This window comes from Aliisedimentitalea sp. MJ-SS2, assembly GCF_032586155.1.
Classification (GTDB): domain Bacteria; phylum Pseudomonadota; class Alphaproteobacteria; order Rhodobacterales; family Rhodobacteraceae; genus JAWHTC01.
The window spans coordinates 646,482-667,632 of sequence record NZ_JAWHTC010000001.1; the positions used below are offsets into that span (position 1 = coordinate 646,482).

Sequence of the window (21,151 nt, forward strand, 5' to 3'; positions counted from 1 at the left end):
TGATGCGCAGACCCAAAAGCATGTGGAGCCTCGAGACGCTGGGGCGGGTGCGGCTGAGCAAGTATTTCTACATGCGTGAGTTTCTTTATTCCGAGATTGGGAATTTCCACGAGTTGCAGAACATTCCCGATGATCCGGACCTGGCGATTGAGAACGGTCGGGCGTTCTGCACTGCACTGCTGGACCCGATGGAAGAGACGTTCGGTCGGGTGGCGGTTCGGTCGGGGTATCGCTCGAGGGCGCTGAACCGGTTTGGAAATGAGAACGATCTGAACTGCGCGCGCAATGACAACCCGCTGGAATGCCATATCTGGGACTGGGCCAGTGGCAGTGCGGCAGTGGCCGGGGCCAGCATCGTTATCCCGTGGTTTGCTGATCAATACGAGGCCGGGCGGGACTGGCGCGACCTGGCGTGGTGGATGCATGACCATCTGCCCTATTCCGAGATCTGGTTCTTTCCCAAGCTCTGTGCCTTCAACCTTGTGTGGCGACCGGAGCCTTGGCGGACGATTTCGAGCTATGTCGCGCCGCGGGGCATGCTACTCAGGCGCGGTGAGGAGCCGGAAGAGCGCGCGGATGCGCGGCGCGCACGTTATGAGGATTTTCCGGCGTTTCGAGGGCTTGTACTGTGAAATCGCTGCACGCAGTCTATCAAGAACACGCCGTACAGTTTGATCGCGACCGAGACAAGCGCTTGTTCGAGAAAGGGTGGTTGCACCGGTTCGCTGCAATCTTGCCGGATGGTGGGCGGGTGTTGGATCTTGGATGCGGAAGCGGGCGACCGATGGCGGACCACCTGCTTGGGCTGGGTTTTGATCTGACCGGCGTGGATTTTGCCGGGAGGATGATCGATTTGGCGCGCGAAAGGTTTCCCGATGCGCGCTGGATCGAAGCCGACATGCGCGAGTTTGACCTGGAGGAGCGGTTCGATGGGGTGTTGGGGTGGAATTCGTTCTTTCACCTGACCGCCACGGAGCAGCGGCAAGTGCTTCCCAGGATGGCGGCGCATCTCGTGGATGGAGGGGCATTGCTGTTGAGCGTTGGACCAAGCGCCGGGGAGGCTTGGGGGCAAGTTGCGGGGCAACCGGTTTACCATGCCAGCTTGTCGATCGAGGAGTATGAGGCGATCCTGAACCGTTTCGGCATGCAATCGGTTGACTTCGTGCCCGAGGATCCGGAATGCAACGGGCATTCGGTACTGTTGGCGCAAAAGGGATGATCCTTGCGTCACTGGCGGGATTGGCGGTTGACGCCGCCGGGCCACATGCCAAGTTGGGCCAAGGTTACGAGGCGGGAATCCCCATGAGCGAACCAATGGTTCTGGTGCCTGGCATGATGTGCGATGCGCGGCTTTACGGCCCGCAGATCGAGACGTTGAGCCGCGAGATGAACGTTACCGTGGCCTGCACCACGCGGGGCGAGCGGATCGAGGAGATCGCCAGCAATATCCTGGGCGGGTTGCCGCAGAAGTTCGCTCTGGCTGGGCTGAGCATGGGCGGGATCATTGCCATGGAGATTCTGCGCCGGGCGCCGGATCGGGTCACAAGGTTGTGCCTGATGGATACCAACCCGCTGGCCGAGACACCGCGGAGTGCCGCCGCGTATGAACCGATGATCGTTGGCGTCAAGGCGGGCAAGCTTGACGAGGTGATGCGCGGCTTTCTGCGCCCCGAAGCTCTGGCACCGGGGCCGGGGCGGGTGGCGGTTCTGAACCTGATGAGCGAAATGGCGCGTGATCTGGGGCCCGAGGTATTTCTGCGTCAGGTCCGGGCGTTGCAGCGGCGGCGCGATCAGCAGGGCACGTTGCGCAAGTGCAAGGTGCCCACATTGGTGATGTGCGGGGCGCATGATGCGCTGACCCCACCCAAGCGCCATACGTTCATGGCCGAGCTGATCCCTTATGCAAAGCTGGAGATCATCGACGAGGCCGGCCATGTGCCGACGCTGGAGACACCGGAGATCGTGACCGGGTTGCTGCGCGAATGGATGGGGCAGCCTTTCGTTCTGAAATGAAACGGCGTGGCTGGGATGCGGTTTGGGTGCGTGTCCGGGCGGTGCGGATGTGGGCTCGGCGGCGCCTGCCTCCGGGGGTGCGGCTTGCCGTCGGGCTGGCGCTGATCGTGGGTGGTGCGTTCGGGTTTTTGCCTGTTCTCGGGTTCTGGATGATTCCGCTGGGCCTGGCGGTGGCGGCGGCAGATGTGTTGCCGATCTGGCGGTGGTTTCGCGGGCGGTGAATGGTGGGGTGAAACCCCACCCTACGATGGGGTTGCGGCCTTGCGTTCTTCCTTGGTCAGGATCATCGGCGCGGTGACGGTGGTGCCGTCGTCGTTGAAAAGCGGCGTTTTGCGCCAGCGGCCCGTGAGGTTGGCGGCAAGCATCTTGGACAGGATGCGCCACATGATGCGGGGGGCGCCCTCGTGGCCGGATTTGCCGTTTTCACCGGGGACATGGACGCGGCCGATGAGCGGGCCGAGCGCGGTGGTGTTCGACAGGCGGTTGGCCATTATGCCGACAAAGGCGGTGCGCGGTGGGCGCGGCGAGTTGAAAAGCGGCACCCCGCAGCAGGACGCGTACCAGCGGTAGAGGCCCTTGCCCGAGAGCTGCATCAGGGCGAGGTGTTCGGCGCCTTGGGTGATTGTCAGGTGATCGACCGTGGTTTGCCACAGCGCGACCCCGTCACCGGGATCGGGCTGGCCCAGGTGGATGGCGGCGGCGCGGCAATCGGCGCAGTGGCAGGTGATATGATTTCCGGCGCGCGGCGAGGGAACGTCGAGCCGGCCCTGCAGCTTACCACAGGCGCAGGAGAGCCCGATTTTCGGCATGAGATCAGACCTTTACGCGGCGGCGTTCTTGTTCGCCGGTTTCTTGGTTTTGGCCTTCTTTGCCGCCGGTTTGCCGGGGGTGGCACGGGCGGGCGCGTCGGAATTGGCATCGATAAATTCGATCACCAGCGGGCGGATGTTGTTGCGCCAGCTGGAGCCGGCGAAAATACCGTAGTGACCAGCGCCGGGTTCGACATGGCTGGCCTTTTTCTCGTCCGGCAGGCCGGTGCAGAGATCGAGCGCGGCGATGCACTGACCGGGGGCCGAGATGTCATCCTTCTCGCCCTCGACCGTCTTCACGGCAACTGTGGTGATCGCGCCGATATCGATCTTGTGACCGTCGACGACAAATTCGTTCTTGGCGATCTCGCGGTTCTTGAAGACCCGTTCGACGGTGGAGAGGTAGAATTCGGCCGTCATGTCCATCACTGCGAGGTATTCGTCGTAGAACCGGTTGTGCGGGTCGTGATCACCCGCCTCGCCGCGCATGACGCGCATGATCTGGTCCTGGAAGGCCTTGGAGTGACGATCTGAGTTCATTGACATGAACGAGGCCAGCTGCAGCAGGCCCGGGTAGACCATGCGGCCGACGCCCTTGTATTTGAAGCCGACGCGTTGGATCGCGGTTTCGGCCAGCTGGCCCATGGTGACGCGGTCGCCGAAATCGGTGACATCTGTGGCTGCTGCGTCGGGGTCGATCGGCCCGCCGATGAGGGTGAGTGAACGCGGCTGCGCCTCGGGGTCCTGTTCGGCCAAGTAGGCCGTGGCGGCGAGCGTCAGCGGAGCGGGCTGGCAGACGGCGATGACATGGGTGTCAGGGCCGAGTTCCTTCATGAAGTCGACGAGGTAGAGGGTGTAATCCTCGACGTCGAACTTGCCTTCGGACACCGGGATGTCGCGGGCATTGTGCCAGTCTGTAATGTAAACTTCACAATCGACCAGTAGAGATTTCACAGTCGAGCGCAGAAGGGTGGCATAGTGACCGGACATCGGCGCAACCAGAAGAACCTTGCGCGGGTTGGGTTTGCGGCCCACGACGTTGAAATGGATCAGATCGCCAAAGGGGCGTTCAACCACATGTTCGATATTGACCAGGTGGTCCTTGCCATCGGGGCAGACGAAGGTGCGGATGCCCCAGTCTGGTTTGACGACCATGCGCTGGAACGTGCGTTCGGTAACCTCGCCCCAGGCGGCCATCCATTGCAACCCAGGGTTGGGAATCATCGAAAACATCGGGTAAGAGGAGAGCGAAAGCGCCGTCGCGCCAAACCACTGATTCGCGTTGCGGAGGGATTCCATCAGGTCGTAGGTGGCCATATAGCGCATGCGCGTTTCCTTCTTCTTTTGTAATAGGGCTTTGCTGGAAGGCTGCCCAACGTCCGTCCGTGGCCCCTCCAACCGCAGACGAATTGATTTTGTGGTGCAGCATAGTATGCTGCATGGCAGCGAGGATAGGAAAGATTTATTAAGATGACAACAAAAGACGATGTCGCACCCGACATGGTGGGCAATTTGTCCGCGGATAAGATGACCCAGAACCTCGCCCGTGTTGAGGAGCTCTCGCAGCGGTTGATTGCGGCGCTTTCGAGCCGCAAGCCGCCAAATTCGGCGTTGAATGGCCCGGACCAGGAGCTGTTTGCCCGTGCCGCCGGGTCGTATTGGCAGGAAATGCTGTCCGATCCGGCCAAGATGTTCGAGAAACAGGTCGAATACTGGGGCAAGACGGTCACCCATTTCATGGAGGCGCACAGCCATTTCCTGACCGGGGCGGACGGGGATGACGCGGTGGACGGCCAGCCGAAGGACCGGCGGTTTTCCAACCCGCTGTGGCACAGCAACCCGTATTTCCAGCTGGTTAAAAAACAATACGAGACCAATGCCGAGGCGATCCGTGATGCGGTGGCCGAGGTTGACGACCTGAGCGAGACCGACCGCAAGCGGCTGAACTATTTCTCGAATCAGATCGTCGACATGATGTGCCCGACCAATTTCCTCGGCACAAACCCGGATGCGCTGGAGCGCGCGGTCGAGACCGAAGGTGAATCCCTGGTGCAGGGGTTGGAAAACCTGGTCGCTGACCTTGAGCGCAACAATGGCGAGATGCTGGTGCGGCTGGCCGATGAAAGCGCGTTTGAGCTGGGCCGCAATGTGGCCACGGCGGAAGGCGAGGTGGTGTTCCGCAACCACATGATGGAGCTGATCCAGTATTCGCCCACGACCGACAAGGTGCATGCCACGCCTGTCGTCCTGTTCCCGCCGTGGATCAACAAGTTCTACATCCTCGACCTGAAGGAACAGAACAGCCTTATCCGCTGGATCGTGGATCAGGGCTATACGCTGTTTGTGGTCAGCTGGTTCAACCCGGGCTCAGAGGACCGCGACATTGGCATGGATGACTACGTCGAGACCGGGTTTCTTGAGGCGGTACGGGTGGCCAAGGAGATCACCGGCCAGAAACAGGTTAACGCCATCGGTTATTGCATCGCCGGGACGACGCTGAACCTGACGCTGGCGCTGATGAAAAAGCGCAAGGACAAGTCAATCAAGTCGGCCACCTTCTTTACCGCGCTGACGGACTTTTCCGACCAGGGTGAGTTTGTTCCGTTCCTGCAGGATGACTTCATCGACGGGATCGAGGCGGAAGTGAACGAGATCGGCGTGCTGCGCTCGTTCATCATGAGTCGCACCATGTCCTATCTGCGCTCGAACGACCTGATCTATCAGCCGGCGATCAAGAGCTACATGATGGGCGAGACACCGCCGGCGTTCGACCTTTTGTTCTGGAATGGCGACAGCACCAACCTGCCGGCGCGGATGACGGTGGAGTATCTGCGCAAGCTGTGTCAGCGCAACGAGTTCGTTACCACCGGCATGGAACTGTTGGGCGAGACCCTGCATATCAAGGACGTGGATGTGCCGTTCTGCGCCATCACCTGCGAGACCGATCACATTGCGGCAGCCAAGGATTGTTACCGGGGTGTGCAGCAGGCGGGGTCGAAGAACAAGACCTTCATCCTGAGTCAGTCAGGCCATATCGCGGGCATCGTCAACCCGCCCTCCAAGAAGAAATACGGGCACTATACCAACGAGGATCTGAGCCTGGAATTTGGCGACTGGAAGGAGAGCGCCGATTTCCACGAAGGGTCGTGGTGGCCGCGCTGGGAAAGCTGGCTGCGCAAGCGTTCGGGCAAGAAGGTTGAGGCGCGGAATCCGGGTGATTCTGGCTATGATGTTATCGCTCCGGCACCAGGATCCTATGTGACTAAGGTGCCAAAGGTCTGAATTTAAAGGGAATCGTAGATTTTTTCTGCGGCGCAGCAAAATAAACTTGAAATGCTGCGCTGCAGAATGCATATTGTTTGCAGAAGACGAAACGCGCTCCTCCCCGCGCATTGAACTGCAAGGAATATTGAAATGGCAAAAGCACAAGATCTGAACACCCTGATGAAAGACATGATGGGTGCCTTCCCGGTGGACACAGCCGCCTTTGAAAAATCGTTCAAAACCCAAGCCGACCTGAGCGAAAAGCTGTCGGGTGTTGCTCTGGAAGCTGCCGAGAAATCGACCGAGATTTCCAGCAAGTGGACCAAAGACACCCTGGCCAAGCTGGCCGACATGTCGAAAGCCAAAACCGATCCGGCCGACTATGCCAAGGCCATGACCGATTTCGCATCGGCCACCGCCGAGGTTGCTGCCGAGAACATGGCTGCCTTCGCTGAAGTTGCGAAAAAAGTCCAAAGCGAAACTGTTGAGCTGCTGATGGCGGCTGGCAAAGACGCTGGCGAAGAAGCTTCGGCTGCTGTGAAAAAAGCCACCGCAGACGTGACTGCAGCGGCCAAGAAAGCCACTGCAAAGTAAGTCGCCCTCCCGGCGAACAGCATCTCGCGCTCCATCTCTCCCTCTCCTCCCTTAATGGGGCGCCGAGCATGTGAAGGGCAGGTCGTAAAGACCTGCCCTTTCTTTTTTTTCTGCAACAGCGTAAGCTTTGCTGCAGTGCTGCATTCAGGCGGGATTCCAGGGGAGGATTTTTCGTGGCCGATAATGATAAGCCATTGTTGATTAAGCGTTATGCAAGCCGTCGCTTGTACAATACCGAGACCTCGGATTACGTGACTCTGGAGGATATTGCCGGGTTCATCCGCGATGGGCGCGAGGTTCAGATCGTCGATTTGAAGTCGGGTGACGATCTGACGCGGCAATACCTTCTGCAGATCATCGCCGAGCATGAAAGCCGCGGTGAAAATGTTCTGCCGGTCAGTGTGCTGAATGATCTGGTGCGCAGTTATACCAACCAGGCGACCAGTGTGGTGCCGCAGTTCCTGCAGGCCAGTTTCGAGATGCTTCGCGACGGCCAATCCAAGATGATGGAAAATATCGGCACAATGAACCCGATGGCCAAGATGCCAGGGTTCGAGGCGATGCAGGCACAGCAGGAGGCCTTTATGAAGGCGATGACCGGGGCCTGGGCCGGAGGGACTGCGCCGACGTCGGACAATGAACCCAAGGCCGAAGAAGATGGTGACCAGCCGCTTGACGAGATCAAGCAGCAGTTGGCCGATCTTCAGGCGAAACTGTCGAAACTGAGCAAATAGCGCGCGACATGGCAACGCTGGGCCCCGGCAAGATCACGCTTTGGGGAATCGAGGTGTTCGTCGCCACCGCTGAGGAACGCTCGATCTCGGCGGCTGCACGGCGGCTGGGGGCGTCCCCTTCGGCGGTGTCGCAGCAATTGACCAACCTGGAAAACGCCATGGGCGTCGAGCTGATGGTGCGCAATGCGCGGCCGATGCGGCTGACACCGGCGGGCGAGATGTTCCGCCACCGGGCGCAGAGCATCCTGAATGAGGCAGCGCAGGCGCGGGCCGAGTTGACCCAGAAGGACATGAGCGCGCTGACGCGGTTCCGGCTGGGTATGATCGAGGATTTCGAGGCAGATGTGACACCAGCCTTGCTGGCGCAGCTGGGGGGTGAGTTGCAGAACTGTCAGTTCCTGCTGGAAACCGGGGCGAGCCATGTCCTCTATGACCAGCTGGACACGCGGGCGCTGGACATGATCGTGGCCGCCGAGATGGGGGCCCCGGCGGATTGGATGGAGGTGCATCCGATTCTGGAGGATGGGTTTGTGGTGGCCGCGCCCAAGGGGGCGGTGGATGCCGGCGGCAACGTGCGACAGCAGCTGCAGAACCTGCCCTTCGTGCAATACACCACGCGGCATCTGATGGGGCGCCTGATTGGCGATCACCTGGCGCGACAGCGGCTGCGGGTGGAGCATCGCTTTGAGCTCGACAGTTATCATGCGATCCTGGCGCTGGTTGGGCAGGGAGCGGGCTGGACCATCCTGACGCCGCTGGCCCTGATGCGGGCGCGGCGGTTTGCCGATCAGCTCGATGTGCTGGAACTGCCCTTTGCACCGCTGAGCCGCACGATCAGCCTGACTGCGCGGCAAGGGATTCTGCAGGACATGCCGGGGCAGGTGGCAGATGCATTGCGGCCGATTTTGCAGGCCGCGGTGATTGATCCGGCGGTTGAGGCTTATCCATTTATTGCGGATGTGCTGCGGCTGCGGTGAGGGGCAAGGATTTTCGAAAATCCTTGGGAAGCGCCTTCGAAGGCGCTTTTTACCGGTGAGTCAGTAGGTGATCGGTTGGCTCAGATCGCCGCGTTCGAGCAAAGCAAAATAATCTGCGCGTAGGGATCTGGCCACCGGGCCGGGGGAATCGTTGGAAAAGACCCGGTCATCCACCCGTGTCACCGGGATGGCGCCGCCACCGGATGAGGACATGAAGACCTCGTCCGCCTCCATCAGCTCGGCCAGTGGCAGGGGGCGGGTTTCGACGGCCAGGCCACGGGCCTCACAGAGTTCAATCATGGTGCGCCGCGTGATGCCGTGTAGCACGCCGTGATCGGATGTGACGATCGTATTCCCCTTGAGGGCAAAGATGTTGAAGCCCGGGCCTTCTGTGACGTTGCCATCGTGATCGAGAAGCGCGGTGTTGTCGAAGCCGGCCTGTTTGGCCTCGAGAAGGCCGGTAGTGAAATCGCCCCAATGGTAGTTCTTGGCGCGGGGATTGACGCTGTCCTCGGGGATGCGGCGAGAGGATTTGGAGATCCACAGGTGGACGCCGCGCTCAGCCAGTTCGGGCTTTGCGATATGCACGTAAGGCACGCACCAGGCGTAGAAATGGTTGGCGCAGTCGCGCGGGTCGCGGGAACCGGCGACCATTGGAACGCCGCGCGAGGCAACCATGGAGACATAGGATTGACGCAGGCCAGAGCGGGCGACCATGCGGTGCAGGATGGTCGTGATCTCTTCGGGTGTCTGGGGAATGGTCAGCTGGAGCGCGGCGAGGGATTGGCGGAAGCGGGCCAAGTAGTCGGGCAGGCGGAAGAAACTGCCGTTCCAAACGGGGACCACGTCATAGGTGATGTCGGAATGGGTCAGGCCCCAGTCGAGGACCGAGATTTTCGCGTCGGCCACGGGGATGATCTGGCCGTCCATCCAGGCGGCACCCTTGGTGAAATCCGGCATCGAAGCCTCGCGGTTTGTTGGGCGCGAGCGTGGCAGATGTCTGGGGGGCTGGCAAGCGGAGGTGCGTGAAATCACGCACCCTACATTAGGTGCCGTAGGCCCGGCTGTTGGCCATGACATCGCCCGCTGCGTTGGTCAGGGCCTCGGCGAGCCATGAACAATCTTCGAGCGTCAGGCGGGCAGGCAGGCGGACGTCGCAGGCGCGCATCAGCATTTTGCGGGTCTGGGGCAGTTCGGGGGCGCCGCCGGGGATGAATTGCCAGTTCCAGAAGGCGCGGGCGTTGTCAGTGGAAAGCCCAAAGACCTGGACCTTGACGCCGCGGGCCTGTGCGGCGGACGCGAAGGCGCGGGTTTGGTCATCGGTCAGCCCCATGAGGTTGAATTGAATCGAATCCGGGGCGCGGTCCTCGGGGGACAGTTTATCCGGGACCGAAAGCCAGGGCGAGGCGTTCAGCAGAGCCGCCACGTGGTCATGATTGCGGCGGCCATCGCGGACGCGGCGGGGAACCTCGGCCAGCTGCGGGCGCAGAACGGCGGCCGAGAGGTTGCCGAGGCGCAGGTTGTAGAGCGGCAGTTTGTTTTGCCAGCGGGCAAAGGCCTGTACCAGCTCGGCCGAGTTGTCGCCGGGGGGCATGTGCTTTTGCCAGTTGTGCTCATAGGCGCCGGACATGATCACGGCACGAGCGACAAGGTCGGCGTCGTCGGTGATCAGGATGCCGCCTTCGCCGGAATTCAGCAGTTTGTAGGACTGGAACGAGAAACAGCCGACGCGCCCAATGGTGCCGATTTTGCGACCGTGCCATTCTGTGCCAAGCGAATGGGCGGCGTCTTCGACCACGGGAATGTTGCGATCGTTGCAGAGGGCCATGATCGCGTCCATGTCCGAGGTATGGCCGCGCATGTGGCTGACGATGACGGCAGAGATGTCTTCGTCGAGCCGGACGGCAAAATCTTCGATGTCGATGCGATAGTTCTCGCCCACCTCGCAGAGCACGGGGACGCAGTCGGCATGGACGACCGAAGACGGTACAGCGGCAAAGGTGAAACCGGGGATCAGCACACGAGCGTCGCGAGGCAGGTCGAGCGCCTTGAGCGACAGGAAAAGGGCCGCCGAGCAGGACGAGACGGCAAGCGCGTACTTCACGCCCATCATCGCCGCAAATTCGCGTTCCAGGAGGGCCACGGGGGCGTCTTCGGGGGCGGTGTAGCGGAAGAGGTCCCCGGAGGAGAGCAGGCGTTCGATCTCGGCCCGGGCCGAAGCCGGGATGGGTTCGGCGTCATAGACATTGGGGGCGGGGGATTGCGCTTGGATGTTCATGGCTTTTCGGTTTTTCTGAATAAGGCTTTCAGGAAATCTAAATCAAAGAGGTGGACGGGGGAAGGATTATTTTTGTGTCAGATTGCCCCAAGTGGCCGGTGGGCAAGCGCTTTGTGCAGGGGGAGGGGACGCCTTGCGACGTGCATCTTCGCAAGGATGAAGGAAGTACTTCGGGGCCTGAGAACCGTTGGGGGTGCAAGGCAATTAAATTGCGGGGAGGCGATTTCGCTGCTTGGCTGGCAGGTGCCGACCAGGCAGAGTGATCCCGAGATGAAGCCCGCATCCCAATCGGCGTTGATCGATGAACTGGACGGCGATTTGCCCGCGGGTGTGCGCGCCGCGGCGCGCCCGTCGAAGCCAGGCTCAGGTGCCGGGCAGGGCGGCAAGGGCTGCGCGGGTAGCGGCGCTTTTTGAAGCGGCGTAGTTTGGCCGAGACATGGCTTAACCCAAACGCTCGGTCCAGCGGTTGCGAAGTGCGCGCGCGGCTTTGGCGAAGAGGACGACGTCGATGCCTACGGCGATCACCTGTGCACCCCAATCGAGGTAGGTTTGCGCGGTGTCGTCGTTGAGCGCCAGAATGCAAGGCGCCTTCCCCGCGGCAGCGGTTCGTTTCAGGATGTCTTGGATAGCTGCTTCCACGTCAGGGTGCCCGGCATTGCCGGGATGGCCCATGTCCGCCGACAAATCCGCCGGGCCGATGAATACGCCATCGACACCATCCACAGCGAGAATGTCATCGAGGTTTTCCATCCCTTTCACGGTTTCGACCTGCACCAGCAGGCAGACCTGATCATTGGCGGTGGTGACGTAATCGGGGATTGCGGAATAGCCGGTGGCCCGGGCACCGGCGCCGCCCATACCGCGGAAGCCATCCGGGGGGTAGCGCATCGCACGGGCGAGATAATCGGTCTGTTCGGCAGTCTCGACCATTGGGACCAGGATTGTCTGGCACCCGGCATCGAGAACCTGTTTTATGATCCAGTCGCTGCCGATGGGGATGCGGACGATGGCCTCGGACTGGCTGTTCTGGATCGCGTGAATCTGCTGCGACATCGAACTGATGTCATAGGGGGAGTGCTCGCCATCGATGGTCAGCCAGTCGAATCCGGCAGTGGCGAGAATTTCGGTGGCATAAGCATCGCCGAACGACGCCCAGCATCCGATCTGGGTTTTGCCCTCCTTTAGGGCCTGTTTGAAGCGGTTCACAGGGGCGGGCATGGGCTTAGTCCTTCGATGTGGTGGCGGCGATCTCGAGGATCACGTCATGGGCGGTCTGGATGTCATCGCGAGTGCAGTCAAACTGACCCGCCGTAAAGCGGATGACAAGGTCGCCATTTGTGCGGGTTTGCGTGAGGTAGATACGGCCATCGTCGTTTATGGCATTGATCAGGCGCTGGTTCAGGTCATCGAGGTTCGATGCGCCGGCGGGCGCGAAGCGGAAGGTGAAGAGCGCCAGGACCGGGTCGGTCGTGATCTCGAAATCGGGTTTGGCGCGGAGTTGCTCGGCCAATTCCTGGGTCCAGGAGACATGATTTCTGAGCATCTGGCGCAGCCCGTCGAGACCATAGGCGCGGATCAGGAACCAGAGTTTCAGGGCGCGGAAGCGACGGCCAAGGGGCACGGACCATTCGGAATAGTTGATGATGCCGTTTTGCCCATGGGTTTTGAGGTATTCCGGCTGGATCGCCAGCGTGCGGGTGAGATCCTCGGGCGAGCGAATGAAATGGGCCGAGAGGTCGAACTGGGTGCCGAGCCATTTATGCGGGTTGAGCACCACGCTATCGGCGCGCTCGACCCCTTGCCACAGGGAGCGAAACTCGGGGCAGATCATCGCCGAGCCGGCCCAGGCGGCATCGACATGGGTGTAGAGGTTGAACTCCTCGGCCACGTCCATGACGGCGGCGATGTCGTCGCAGGCACCGGTGCCGGTGCCGCCGGTGCAGGCGATGATCCCGGCGGGCAGGTACCCGTCGGAGATGTCCTGTTCGATGGCGGTGCTTAGGGCGTTGGGGTCCATGGATCGTAGAGGGCCTTGTGTGGGAATGCGCACAAGGTTGGCCTCGCCGATGCCGGAGATCCAGATGGCGCGGTCGATGGAGGTGTGGACTTCGGAAGAGGCATAGACGCGCAGGGTCTTCTGGCCGGGCAGGCCGGAGGCGTTACCATCCCAATTCAGGGCGCGTTCGCGCATGGTGAGCACGGCGGCCAGCGTGGCTGAGCTGGCGCTGTCCTGGATGACACCGTGAAACCCGGTGGGCAGGCCGAGGCCCTGGCGCAGCCAGTCCATCATCCGGGTTTCCATCTCGGTCGCCGCTGGCGAGGTCTGCCACAGCATGCATTGCGCTGCGGTGGCCGCGATCAGGTTGTCGGCCAGTACTGCCGCGGGGGAGGCGTTCGAGGGAAAATAGGCGAAGAAACGCGGGTGCTGCCAATGGGTCATGCCGGGCATGACGATGGTTTCGAAATCCGAAAGGATGTCTTCGATGGGCTGCGGCGCATCGGGCGGGGCAGTCGGCAGTTGCGCGGCAATCTCACCCGGTTTGGTCTGGGCTCGCACGGGGCGCTCGCGAAGGGTGGCGTGGTAGTTCGCCGCCCAGTCGGCCGCCCATTTGCCCCATTTCGGAAAATCGCTCCAGCGCATGATGTTCTCCATTTAGTTAACATGTAAACTACAGGACTCGCGACGTGCTGGCAAGAGTGGCTTGAAGCCGGGGCGGGATCAAGGCGGTGAAGGCGTAATCGTGTTAGAATCGAACCTGTTACCAATGATGGAGGATTGACGAACGAAGGAGGAGGAGAAGTTATGAGAACGTTGATCTTGATCGCAATGCTGGGATTTGCCCAGGTCGCGCAGGCCGACGGCTTGCGGATTGGGACCGAGGGCGCTCAGCCGCCCTACAATTTCGTCGAAAACGGCGAGGTGCGGGGCTTTGAGCGTGAAATGGGAGACATGGTTTGTGCGCGGATGAAGCTGGACTGTACGTGGCAGGTCGTTGCGCCGGATGCTCTGTTACCGGGACTGGCCGAGGCGCGTTATGACGTCGTGATCTCGGCGGTTCCGACCGACGCCGCGCTGGGTGAAAGCCTCGCGCAGACGCAGCCTTATGTGATGCCCGATATTGTTGCGAGCATTCACCTTGCTGGAAAGAAATTCGAAATGGGCAGCGGTCGCATGGTTGCGATCCCGGGGTTCGACGTGGAGACGTGGTCGAAACTCTCGGGACGGAACGCCGAAATGTTCGAGTCGTCCGATGCGGCATTGCAGGCGCTGCGCGATGGTGAGGTGGATCTGGTCGTCGGGCCACGTGCGGTGTTGGCCCCGGTCGTAGCCGAGGCCGATGGAATGTTCGACTACATGTACGAAGCCCAAAGCTATGCGCCGGGATATGCAGCGGTATTCCGCGAAGATGATGTCGACCGGCGCTTTGCCTTCGAGGATATGCTGTTCGACATGAGTAAGGACGGCAGCCTCCGCGAGCTGGTTTTCAAATGGTTCGGGCATGGTGCCAATCCCGGCTAGGCTGGTCGCCGAATGAGGGCTCTCCGGATGCCGTTCAGCCGGTGTCCGGAGAGTCCCGATCGGTTTTCTGATTCAACCGCCGTCGGCGTTGGTCGACGGCAAGGGCGGTAAGTCGTCCGTGTCCTTGCCTTCAAGGATTGCCACGATACGCGCGTTGAGAGCCGGTTCCAGGACATCGCGCAGGGCGCGGATGGTATCGATATAGGGCTGGTTCTCATGCGCCGGAATCGCCGGGTCGTAGGCGTCGGCGACGGCCAGCATGGTCCGGCGGTCGACCGCGTTGAACTCGTCTATCACGGTTTCGGCGACCTCACGCGGGATGCTCAGGGCTTCGAGGGTCGAGCGGCTCATCCTGAGGGTGCTGTCATAGGTTTCGCGGATGATGTCGCGGCAGCCCGCGTGCCACAGGTCATAGACATGGTTGCGGTCCATAGCGCGGGCGATGACATGCACGCCTGGATAGTTCGCGGTGACGTATCGGGTCAGTTCGGTGATCTGATCCTTGCCGTCGATGGCGATGACAAAGATCTTGGCCTCATCGATCCCGGCGGCGTGCAAGAGGTCGGGACGGGTAGCGTCGCCATAGTAGTGTTTGACCCCGAAACGGGCGAGGATGTCGAGCTGGGCCGAACTGAAATCGATCACCGTGGTATGAAAACCCGCGGCCTCGAGCACGCGGTTGACGAGGCCGCCGACCCGACCCGCACCTGCGATCAGGATGTGGCTATCGCCAGGCATTTCATCGGCCTCGCGGTCGTCTCCACCAGCGTAGCGCGGGGCAATGACGCGGTCGTAAAGGATAAAGAGCGCTGGGGTGAGCAGCATCGACAGCGCCACCACAAGGAGGAGCTGATCGGCGATGGGGGCGGGGATCACCTTGTTGGCGACGGTGAAGGAAAGCAGGACAAAACCGAATTCGCCCGCCTGGGCGAGGCCGAGGCCGAAAAGCCATTTGTCGGACCCCCGTAGGGAAAAGATGCGGGCCAGGATCAACAGGATCAGCGATTTCAACGCCATCAGGCCGAGGGTAAGGGCGAATATGGTGCCGATGTTCTCATAGAGCAGGGCAAAGTTGATACCTGCCCCGACGGTCATGAAGAACAGGCCCAGAAGCAGGCCCTTGAACGGGTCGATGTCGCTTTCCAGCTCGTGGCGGTATTCGGAATTGGCCAGCACCACGCCGGCGAGGAACGTGCCGAGGGCAGGCGACAGACCGACGAGGCTCATCAGCAGGGCAATGCCAATCACCATCATCAGGGCGGCGGCGGTGAAAAGTTCGCGCAGGTTGGCGGCCGAGATGAAGCGAAAGATCGGTGAGGTAAGATAAGAGCCGCCGACGATCACCGCGCCGATGGCACCGAGCGTGACAAGCGCGGTTTGCCAGCCGTTGAGCCCGTCGACCAGGGAGAGGCCGGAGCCGTGGTCGCCGTCGCTGTGATCGTCGCCGCCATGGCTGTCCACGGGAGCGGCGTGAGGGTCGCCAACCGGGGCCGTGACATGGGTTGCCGGCGCGGCATGGTCGGTCACATGGGCACCCGCCGCGTCCATCAGCTCGGGCATGGCCAGCAGCGGAATAAAGGCCAGCATGGGGATGACGGCGATGTCCTGGGTCAGCAAGACCGAGAAGCTGGACTGGCCGCCGTCAGATTTCATCAAACCCTTTTCATTCAAGGTTTGCAGGACGATGGCGGTTGAAGAGAGGGCAAAGACAAGACCGATGGCAAGGGCGATGGTCCAGGGTTGCCCGAGGAGCATTGCCACGCCCATGACCGCCAGCGTGGTCAAGCTGACCTGCCCGCCGCCAAGGCCCAACAGCCGATGGCGCATCTGCCAGAGCAGCTTCGGCTCCAGCTCGAGGCCGACGAGGAAGAGCATCATCACCACGCCAAATTCGGCGAAATGCTGTAGCGAAATCACGTCGACATTCAGCAACGCCAAGGCCGGGGAGATAACGATCCCGGCGATGAGATAGCCAAGAACCGAGCCAAGCCCCAGCCGCGAAGCGATGGGCACGGCGACGACACCGGCAATAAGAAAGATGAAGGCGAGGAGGAGAAAATCGGTCATCGGTCACTTGTCCTGTTTGCGCGCTGAACAAGTGAACCCCGCGGCTGGAACTTCCGCAAGGGTCGTTCACTCGCAATTGGTGCCAAATCGACGATCGCGGTCGGACGAAAAAGGCCGCGCCAGGAAATGGCACGGCCTTTGGATTTTGCTGATGTCGCGGACTGCGTAAGGTACGTGGGTTACGCTTTTTGCCTGGCGGCCTCGATGGCGGCCGACAGCACCTCGCGGTCGCCGATATGGTTGGCGAGCATCAGGATCAGCCGGGCATTGAGCGCGTCGCTTTCTTCTTTCGAGAGCGGCTCATGCGCGGCCAGAAGTTCGGCGTAGAAATCATCGGCACCGGTGATATTCGGGGTCAGGTTGAGATCGGTCATGGGTCTTACTCCTTGCCGGTGGTGCGGCGCAGGGCGGCGCGGAAGAGGTTTTCGTTCCAGACATCGCGGCGCGCGGCCACGTGTTGGTCCGGGCGGATCAGGTAGACACCGCTGTCGGCATCGCCGAGGTAGCGCTGTTTCAGGGCCAAGGTCTTGTCGTCCTTGACCGAGAGTGCGAGCCGGGTGACCGTGATGCCGTCCTCTTCGAACTCATCGGGCGCCTCGGCGTCGATGGTCAGAAGGGTGAAGCGGTCCGCCAGTTGTGGCAGCAGGAAGTCATCACCCAACGGCACGTCGGGGCAGGGTGAGCCGGGACGGGTGCGTGCCGGGCCGCCTTCGAGCGCGTCGGCCGAATTGAGCGGCGAGCCGTCATAGGTGCAGGGCACCGACAGGCGGCCCGAGTTCACCAGTGGGCGGGCGAACTCGTAATGCTCGGACAGGTCCAGCACCGCATCGCGCAGGATTCGCGACATGTCCGACTTGGGCGTGATGAAGTCGGTCGAGCGGGTGGAGTTGAGAATATTCTCGTCGGCGCCGTGAACCCGCTCGTAGTCATAGCTGTCGAGCAGGCTTTCGGGGGCCTTGCCGTCCATGATCAGTTTGAGCTTCCACACCAGGTTGTCGGTGTCTTGCAGCCCCGAGTTGGCCCCGCGGGCGCCAAAGGGTGAGACCTGGTGAGCAGCGTCACCGGCAAAGATCACCCGGCCGTGGTGGAAGCTTTCCATCCGGCGGCATTGGAAGGTGTAGATCGACGACCATTCCAGCTCGTATTGCAGATCCTCACCGAGCATGGCGCGCAGGCGCTTGTCGATGTTCTCGGGCTTGAGCTCTTCGTCCTTGTCGATGTCCCAGCCGAGCTGGAAGTCGATGCGCCAAACATTGTCGGGCTGTTTATGCAGCAGCGCCGACTGGCCCTTGTTGAAGGGCGGGTCGAACCAGAACCAGCGCTCGGTCGGGAACTCGGCATCCATGATCACGTCGGCGATCAGGAAGTTGTCCTCGAAGATGCGGCCGATGAAGTCGAGCCCCATCATCTTGCGGGTGGCCGAATTGGCGCCGTCACAGGCGATTAGCCACTCGGCCTCGACCATGTAGGGGCCGTCGGGGGTGTCGACTTCCATGCGGACAAAGTCGTCATGGGTACCGATGGCCTCGACCCGGTTCTTGCCGCGAATTTCGATCGGTGCGCCCTGGCCCTGAAGCTCGCGGATGCGGTTCACCATGTATTCTTCGAAATAGTATTGCTGGAGGTTGATAAATGCCGGGAATTCATGGCCGTCTTCGGGCAGGAGATCGAAGGCATAGACCTGACGTTCGTCAAAGAAGACCTTGCCGAGATTCCATTCAACGCCTTTCTCGACCATTTCCTTGCCACAGCCGAGCCGGTCGAGGATTTCCAGCGGGCGCTTGGCATAGCAGACTGCGCGCGAGCCGAATGAGACCTTGTCATTGTCATCGAGGATGACCACAGGCACGCCATTCTGGGCCAGGTCGATGGCCGCGCCGAGCCCGATGGGCCCCGCACCGATGATGATCACCGGGTGGCGGACGGGGGTTTCGGTGTCTTGGTCCGATGACCGCTCATATGGGTAGAGCGGGATTTCGAAAATCTTGTTCTGTTCGGTCATGGTCTCTCCTCCGGGCATCTTCTGGGGCAACTCTTGGGGGGATCATGCCACCCAAGAGTTTCGGTTTACTTGATCTGCGTCAGGCAGGGCGCGGATACGATTTTTCGCGAAAAATCGGGTTAGCCCTGTAGTGCTGCCCACATGTCGAGATCGCGCTGGGCGGTCCAGATGCGGGGCGTGTCGATGCCGCGGGCCTCGTCATAGGCGCGCGCGACGTTGAAGGGCAGGCAGTGTTCGTAGATCGCGTAGTCGGCGAATTTCGGGTCGCACTCGGCGCGCACGGCGTCCCAGGCTTCCTTGAGCGAGCCACCGCGAGCGGCAACCTTGGCCGCGGGGCGGTAGGTACTTTCGACGAAATCGCGGGTGTTTTCGATGGCGGCGTTCACCATCTCCTTGCCGACCAAAGCGTCGCCACGGCCGGGGGCGATGGCGTCGACGTCGAAGGAGGCAATGTTATCAAGTGTCTGGCCCCATTCGTTAAAGTGGCCGTCGCCGCAATAGCAGGCCGAGTGGTATTCGACGATGTCACCGGTGAACATGACGTTTTCATCCGGCACGTGGATGACGATGTCGCCTGCCGTGTGGGCGCGGCCCAGGTGCATCAGGTCGATGCGACGGTTGCCGAGATAAACGGTCATGTCTTCGCTGAAGGTCGTCGTCGGGTAGGTCAGGCCGGGGATGCTTTCGTGGCCTTCGAACAGGCGCGGGAAACGTTGGAATTCGCTGTCCCAGTCTTCCTGACCACGTTCCACCACCATGGCGCGGGCGGCGTCGCCCATGATGATCTGATCAGCGCCATAGGCGCTGGCACCCAGCACGCGCACGGCGTGATAGTGGGTGAGAACAACGTGTGAGATCGGTTTGTCGGTCACTTCGCGGACCTTCTCGATCACCTTGTTGGCCAGACGGGGCGTGGCCTGGGCCTCGACAATCATGACACTGTCGTCGCCGATGATGACTCCGGAGTTGGGGTCGCCCTCGGCGGTGAAGGCCCACAGGTCCTTGCCCACCTCTTCGAAGGTGATGTTCTTTTCGGTCATGTCGCCTTGGGATGCGAATGCTTTTGCCATTGTGTTCAGTCCTTGTTCGCGTAGTCGATTTGAAGCATGCCGCCGCCGTGTTCCCGGCTGGAGACATATGTGAGGTTGTGTTGTCGGCCCGGCGAGAAAAGCGGGCGTCCGCCGCCGAGGATGGTCGGCATGACGAAGACCCGAAGTTCGTCAAACATGCCCGCATCCAGCGCGGCGCGTTGGGTTTTACCGCCGCCCATCACCCAGACTTTTTTGTGCCCGGCCTGTGCGATGGCGTCTTTCAAGGTGTCGATGTCACCGGCGGCGGTGACATGGTCGTTCGTGTAGCCCGGTTGGCGCGTCAGCACATAGTTGGCGCGATCACCATAAGGCCAGCCCCAGCCCAACACCTGTTCATGGGTGGTGCGCCCGGTGATGAGCGCGTCGATACCGGCGATGAAGTCGCCATAGCCACCATCGCCCCCGTCAGTGGCGACCGCTTCGTTGAACGGATCGAGCCATTCGACGCTGCCGTCCGGTGTCGCGATGAACCCGTCAAGGCTCATCGCGATGTAACCGACATATGTTGGGCGTTTGGTCAATGGATCACCGTTTGAATGGGTCTTCGAGGGCCGGGATCACGGTGCCGGTGCAGTCTCCGAAGCCGATGGTGTAACCGTCGCCCTTGACCGCCCCGCGTAGGGTGAGGGTGTCACCGTCTTCGAGGAAGGTGCGGGTCTCGCCGGTATCCAGTGTCAGGGGTTCCTTACCGCCCCAACTGAGTTCCAGAAGCGAGCCGCGTTCGGGTTTGGTCGGACCCGAGATGGTGCCCGAGCCCAGAAGATCGCCGGGGTTCATCGGGGTGCCTGCGCTGGTGTGGTGTGCCAGCTGTTGCGCTGCCGAGTAATACATCTGATTGTAGTTGGTTTCTGCGATGGTGGTGGCGTCCTTGCCTTCGGGGGCCAGGGTGACGGACAGGTCGATGTCATAGAGCATCGGACCGGTGTCCTTGAGGTGATCCAGCAGCTCGAACTCACGTTCGGGAGCGTCGCAGCGGAAGGGTTCCAAGGCGTCTTTGCTCACGATCCAAGGCGAGATCGAGGTGGCAGTGGCCTTGGCCTGGAACGGGCCGAGGGGTTGGTACTCCCAGGCCTGTATGTCGCGTGCGGACCAGTCGTTCAGCAGCACGTAGCCGAAGATGTTGGCGTCGGCCTCGTCCACGGTGATCGGTCCGTCGGAGGCGGTGCCGACAATCGCGCCCATTTCCAGTTCGAGATCAAAGCGGCGACAGGGCAAGAAGGCGGGCATCTCGTGATCGGGCGATTTCAACTGACCCCAGGGGCGGCGGATGTCGGTACCCGAGACGACAACCGAGCTGGCGCGGCCATTATAGCCGATGGGAATGTGCAGCCAGTTGGGCGGCAGGGCGTTTTCGGCGCCCCGGAACATGGTGCCGACATTGGTGGCGTGGTGGCGACCGGCGTAGAAGTCGGTGTATTCGCTGACCAGGAAGGGCAGGTGCAGTTCGGCGTCCGATTGCGGCACCAGAAGGTCGGCGGCGCGGTCCTGATCGGGGGAGCCGTCAGCTAGGATCTGGGTCAGGCGCTGACGCAGGATGGACCAGAGTTCCGGGCCTTCCTCCATCACTTCGTTCCAGAACGGCACATCGAACAGCGGATCCTCAGAAAGGGAGATCAGGCCGACTTCTTCGGCGCGTTGGCAATCGAGGATCATGTCGCCGATGGCGACGCCGCAGCGCGGGTCGAGATCGGCGGTCGAGAAGACGCCGTAGGGCAGGTTGTTGAGCGGGAACGGGTGGGCGGCGTCATTGGCCGAAGTTACCCAGGATTTTTGAAGGGTCATGTTTTGTCCTTGTCGTGGAA

General features: G+C 61.4%; 22 protein-coding genes. 10 read left to right on the plus strand and 12 right to left on the minus strand.

Translation table 11 applies throughout. The features are described from left to right. Positions 1-20: 20 nt before the first annotated feature. From RXV86_RS03085 to RXV86_RS03100, 4 genes are all read left to right on the plus strand, one after another. Positions 21-632, plus strand: coding sequence for a hypothetical protein (locus RXV86_RS03085; RefSeq protein WP_316298431.1), 612 nt, complete (start codon positions 21-23; stop codon positions 630-632). After that, positions 629-1,219, plus strand: a complete 591-nt coding sequence (locus RXV86_RS03090; RefSeq protein WP_316297369.1) for a class I SAM-dependent methyltransferase — start codon at positions 629-631, stop codon at positions 1,217-1,219. The genes RXV86_RS03085 and RXV86_RS03090 overlap by 4 nt, the downstream gene beginning before the upstream one ends. A gap of 83 nt (positions 1,220-1,302) precedes the next feature. After that, positions 1,303-2,013: an alpha/beta fold hydrolase gene (locus RXV86_RS03095; protein WP_316298433.1), complete on the plus strand. Its 711-nt coding sequence runs from the start codon at positions 1,303-1,305 to the stop codon at positions 2,011-2,013. After that, positions 2,010-2,234 (plus strand): hypothetical protein, encoded by a 225-nt coding sequence (locus RXV86_RS03100; RefSeq protein ID WP_316297370.1) that lies wholly within the window; start codon positions 2,010-2,012, stop codon positions 2,232-2,234. The genes RXV86_RS03095 and RXV86_RS03100 overlap by 4 nt, the downstream gene beginning before the upstream one ends. Positions 2,235-2,255: 21 nt before the next feature. Here the strand turns inward: RXV86_RS03100 and RXV86_RS03105 are convergent, their stop codons facing one another. Then, a complete protein-coding gene (locus tag RXV86_RS03105) occupies positions 2,256-2,822 on the minus strand; it encodes a DUF6151 family protein (protein WP_316297371.1) in 567 nt (188 codons plus the stop codon). A gap of 12 nt (positions 2,823-2,834) precedes the next feature. After that, positions 2,835-4,148, minus strand: coding sequence for a polyhydroxyalkanoate depolymerase (gene phaZ, locus RXV86_RS03110; RefSeq protein WP_316297373.1), 1,314 nt, complete (start codon positions 4,146-4,148; stop codon positions 2,835-2,837). Positions 4,149-4,292: 144 nt separating this feature from the next. Between phaZ and RXV86_RS03115 the strand changes: the two genes are divergently transcribed. The 4 genes from RXV86_RS03115 (at position 4,293) to RXV86_RS03130 (ending at position 8,391) form a co-directional block, all read left to right on the plus strand. Continuing rightward, entirely contained in the window at positions 4,293-6,104 is a 1,812-nt protein-coding gene (locus RXV86_RS03115; RefSeq protein WP_316297375.1) for a class I poly(R)-hydroxyalkanoic acid synthase, read from the plus strand. 132 nt (positions 6,105-6,236) lie between these two features. Beyond that, the gene (locus tag RXV86_RS03120) at positions 6,237-6,680 is read left to right on the plus strand and encodes a phasin family protein (RefSeq protein ID WP_316297377.1); all 444 of its coding nucleotides are present in this window, start codon (positions 6,237-6,239) and stop codon (positions 6,678-6,680) included. A 173-nt stretch (positions 6,681-6,853) separates the two neighbouring features. Beyond that, positions 6,854-7,414 (plus strand): polyhydroxyalkanoate synthesis repressor PhaR, encoded by a 561-nt coding sequence (gene phaR / locus RXV86_RS03125; protein WP_316297379.1) that lies wholly within the window; start codon positions 6,854-6,856, stop codon positions 7,412-7,414. 8 nt (positions 7,415-7,422) lie between these two features. Next, positions 7,423-8,391 (plus strand): LysR family transcriptional regulator, encoded by a 969-nt coding sequence (locus RXV86_RS03130; RefSeq protein WP_316297381.1) that lies wholly within the window; start codon positions 7,423-7,425, stop codon positions 8,389-8,391. A gap of 60 nt (positions 8,392-8,451) precedes the next feature. Here the strand turns inward: RXV86_RS03130 and RXV86_RS03135 are convergent, their stop codons facing one another. Next, positions 8,452-9,351, minus strand: coding sequence for an aminotransferase class IV (locus tag RXV86_RS03135; RefSeq protein ID WP_316297383.1), 900 nt, complete (start codon positions 9,349-9,351; stop codon positions 8,452-8,454). An 85-nt stretch (positions 9,352-9,436) separates the two neighbouring features. Beyond that, positions 9,437-10,669, minus strand: a complete 1,233-nt coding sequence (locus tag RXV86_RS03140) for an aminotransferase class I/II-fold pyridoxal phosphate-dependent enzyme (protein WP_316297385.1) — start codon at positions 10,667-10,669, stop codon at positions 9,437-9,439. 156 nt (positions 10,670-10,825) lie between these two features. On the opposite strand from RXV86_RS03140, the gene RXV86_RS03145 reads away from it, so the two are divergent. Next, on the plus strand, positions 10,826-11,083 hold the full coding sequence (locus tag RXV86_RS03145; protein WP_316297387.1) for a hypothetical protein: 258 nt from the start codon (positions 10,826-10,828) through the stop codon (positions 11,081-11,083). 27 nt (positions 11,084-11,110) lie between these two features. On the opposite strand, the gene RXV86_RS03150 is transcribed toward RXV86_RS03145, so the two are convergent. Beyond that, a complete protein-coding gene (locus RXV86_RS03150) occupies positions 11,111-11,887 on the minus strand; it encodes an HpcH/HpaI aldolase/citrate lyase family protein (RefSeq protein WP_316297389.1) in 777 nt (258 codons plus the stop codon). A gap of 4 nt (positions 11,888-11,891) precedes the next feature. Continuing rightward, positions 11,892-13,310, minus strand: coding sequence for a pyridoxal-dependent decarboxylase (locus RXV86_RS03155; RefSeq protein WP_316297390.1), 1,419 nt, complete (start codon positions 13,308-13,310; stop codon positions 11,892-11,894). Between the two features lie 162 nt (positions 13,311-13,472). Between RXV86_RS03155 and RXV86_RS03160 the strand changes: the two genes are divergently transcribed. Then, positions 13,473-14,189, plus strand: a complete 717-nt coding sequence (locus RXV86_RS03160; protein ID WP_316297391.1) for a transporter substrate-binding domain-containing protein — start codon at positions 13,473-13,475, stop codon at positions 14,187-14,189. Between the two features lie 72 nt (positions 14,190-14,261). Here the strand turns inward: RXV86_RS03160 and RXV86_RS03165 are convergent, their stop codons facing one another. From RXV86_RS03165 to fahA, 6 genes are all read right to left on the minus strand, one after another. Then, the gene (locus tag RXV86_RS03165) at positions 14,262-16,256 is read right to left on the minus strand and encodes a cation:proton antiporter (protein ID WP_316297394.1); all 1,995 of its coding nucleotides are present in this window, start codon (positions 16,254-16,256) and stop codon (positions 14,262-14,264) included. Between the two features lie 179 nt (positions 16,257-16,435). Then, entirely contained in the window at positions 16,436-16,630 is a 195-nt protein-coding gene (locus tag RXV86_RS03170; RefSeq protein WP_316297396.1) for a DUF2783 domain-containing protein, read from the minus strand. A gap of 5 nt (positions 16,631-16,635) precedes the next feature. Continuing rightward, positions 16,636-18,258 (minus strand): FAD-dependent oxidoreductase, encoded by a 1,623-nt coding sequence (locus tag RXV86_RS03175; RefSeq protein ID WP_316297398.1) that lies wholly within the window; start codon positions 18,256-18,258, stop codon positions 16,636-16,638. Positions 18,259-18,377: 119 nt separating this feature from the next. Further along, positions 18,378-19,328 carry an MBL fold metallo-hydrolase gene (locus tag RXV86_RS03180; protein WP_316297400.1) on the minus strand — a complete coding sequence of 317 codons (951 nt, stop codon included), beginning with the start codon at positions 19,326-19,328 and terminating at the stop codon, positions 18,378-18,380. Between the two features lie 5 nt (positions 19,329-19,333). Continuing rightward, entirely contained in the window at positions 19,334-19,870 is a 537-nt protein-coding gene (locus RXV86_RS03185) for a dihydrofolate reductase family protein (RefSeq protein WP_316297401.1), read from the minus strand. 4 nt (positions 19,871-19,874) lie between these two features. Further along, positions 19,875-21,131 (minus strand): fumarylacetoacetase, encoded by a 1,257-nt coding sequence (gene fahA, locus RXV86_RS03190; protein WP_316297404.1) that lies wholly within the window; start codon positions 21,129-21,131, stop codon positions 19,875-19,877. Positions 21,132-21,151: the final 20 nt, after the last annotated feature.

Coding starts and splice junctions, on each gene's coding strand:
- RXV86_RS03085 (WP_316298431.1), top strand. CDS start 21: ATGTGGAGCCTCGAGACGCTGGGGCGGGTGCGGCTGAGCAAGTATTTC.
- RXV86_RS03095 (WP_316298433.1), top strand. CDS start 1,303: ATGAGCGAACCAATGGTTCTGGTGCCTGGCATGATGTGCGATGCGCGG.
- RXV86_RS03100 (WP_316297370.1), top strand. CDS start 2,010: ATGAAACGGCGTGGCTGGGATGCGGTTTGGGTGCGTGTCCGGGCGGTG.
- RXV86_RS03105 (WP_316297371.1), bottom strand. CDS start 2,822: ATGCCGAAAATCGGGCTCTCCTGCGCCTGTGGTAAGCTGCAGGGCCGG.
- phaZ (WP_316297373.1), bottom strand. CDS start 4,148: ATGCGCTATATGGCCACCTACGACCTGATGGAATCCCTCCGCAACGCG.
- RXV86_RS03115 (WP_316297375.1), top strand. CDS start 4,293: ATGACAACAAAAGACGATGTCGCACCCGACATGGTGGGCAATTTGTCC.
- RXV86_RS03120 (WP_316297377.1), top strand. CDS start 6,237: ATGGCAAAAGCACAAGATCTGAACACCCTGATGAAAGACATGATGGGT.
- RXV86_RS03130 (WP_316297381.1), top strand. CDS start 7,423: ATGGCAACGCTGGGCCCCGGCAAGATCACGCTTTGGGGAATCGAGGTG.
- RXV86_RS03135 (WP_316297383.1), bottom strand. CDS start 9,351: ATGCCGGATTTCACCAAGGGTGCCGCCTGGATGGACGGCCAGATCATC.
- RXV86_RS03140 (WP_316297385.1), bottom strand. CDS start 10,669: ATGAACATCCAAGCGCAATCCCCCGCCCCCAATGTCTATGACGCCGAA.
- RXV86_RS03145 (WP_316297387.1), top strand. CDS start 10,826: ATGAAGGAAGTACTTCGGGGCCTGAGAACCGTTGGGGGTGCAAGGCAA.
- RXV86_RS03150 (WP_316297389.1), bottom strand. CDS start 11,887: ATGCCCGCCCCTGTGAACCGCTTCAAACAGGCCCTAAAGGAGGGCAAA.
- RXV86_RS03155 (WP_316297390.1), bottom strand. CDS start 13,310: ATGCGCTGGAGCGATTTTCCGAAATGGGGCAAATGGGCGGCCGACTGG.
- RXV86_RS03160 (WP_316297391.1), top strand. CDS start 13,473: ATGAGAACGTTGATCTTGATCGCAATGCTGGGATTTGCCCAGGTCGCG.
- RXV86_RS03165 (WP_316297394.1), bottom strand. CDS start 16,256: ATGACCGATTTTCTCCTCCTCGCCTTCATCTTTCTTATTGCCGGTGTC.
- RXV86_RS03170 (WP_316297396.1), bottom strand. CDS start 16,630: ATGACCGATCTCAACCTGACCCCGAATATCACCGGTGCCGATGATTTC.
- RXV86_RS03175 (WP_316297398.1), bottom strand. CDS start 18,258: ATGACCGAACAGAACAAGATTTTCGAAATCCCGCTCTACCCATATGAG.
- RXV86_RS03180 (WP_316297400.1), bottom strand. CDS start 19,328: ATGGCAAAAGCATTCGCATCCCAAGGCGACATGACCGAAAAGAACATC.
- fahA (WP_316297404.1), bottom strand. CDS start 21,131: ATGACCCTTCAAAAATCCTGGGTAACTTCGGCCAATGACGCCGCCCAC.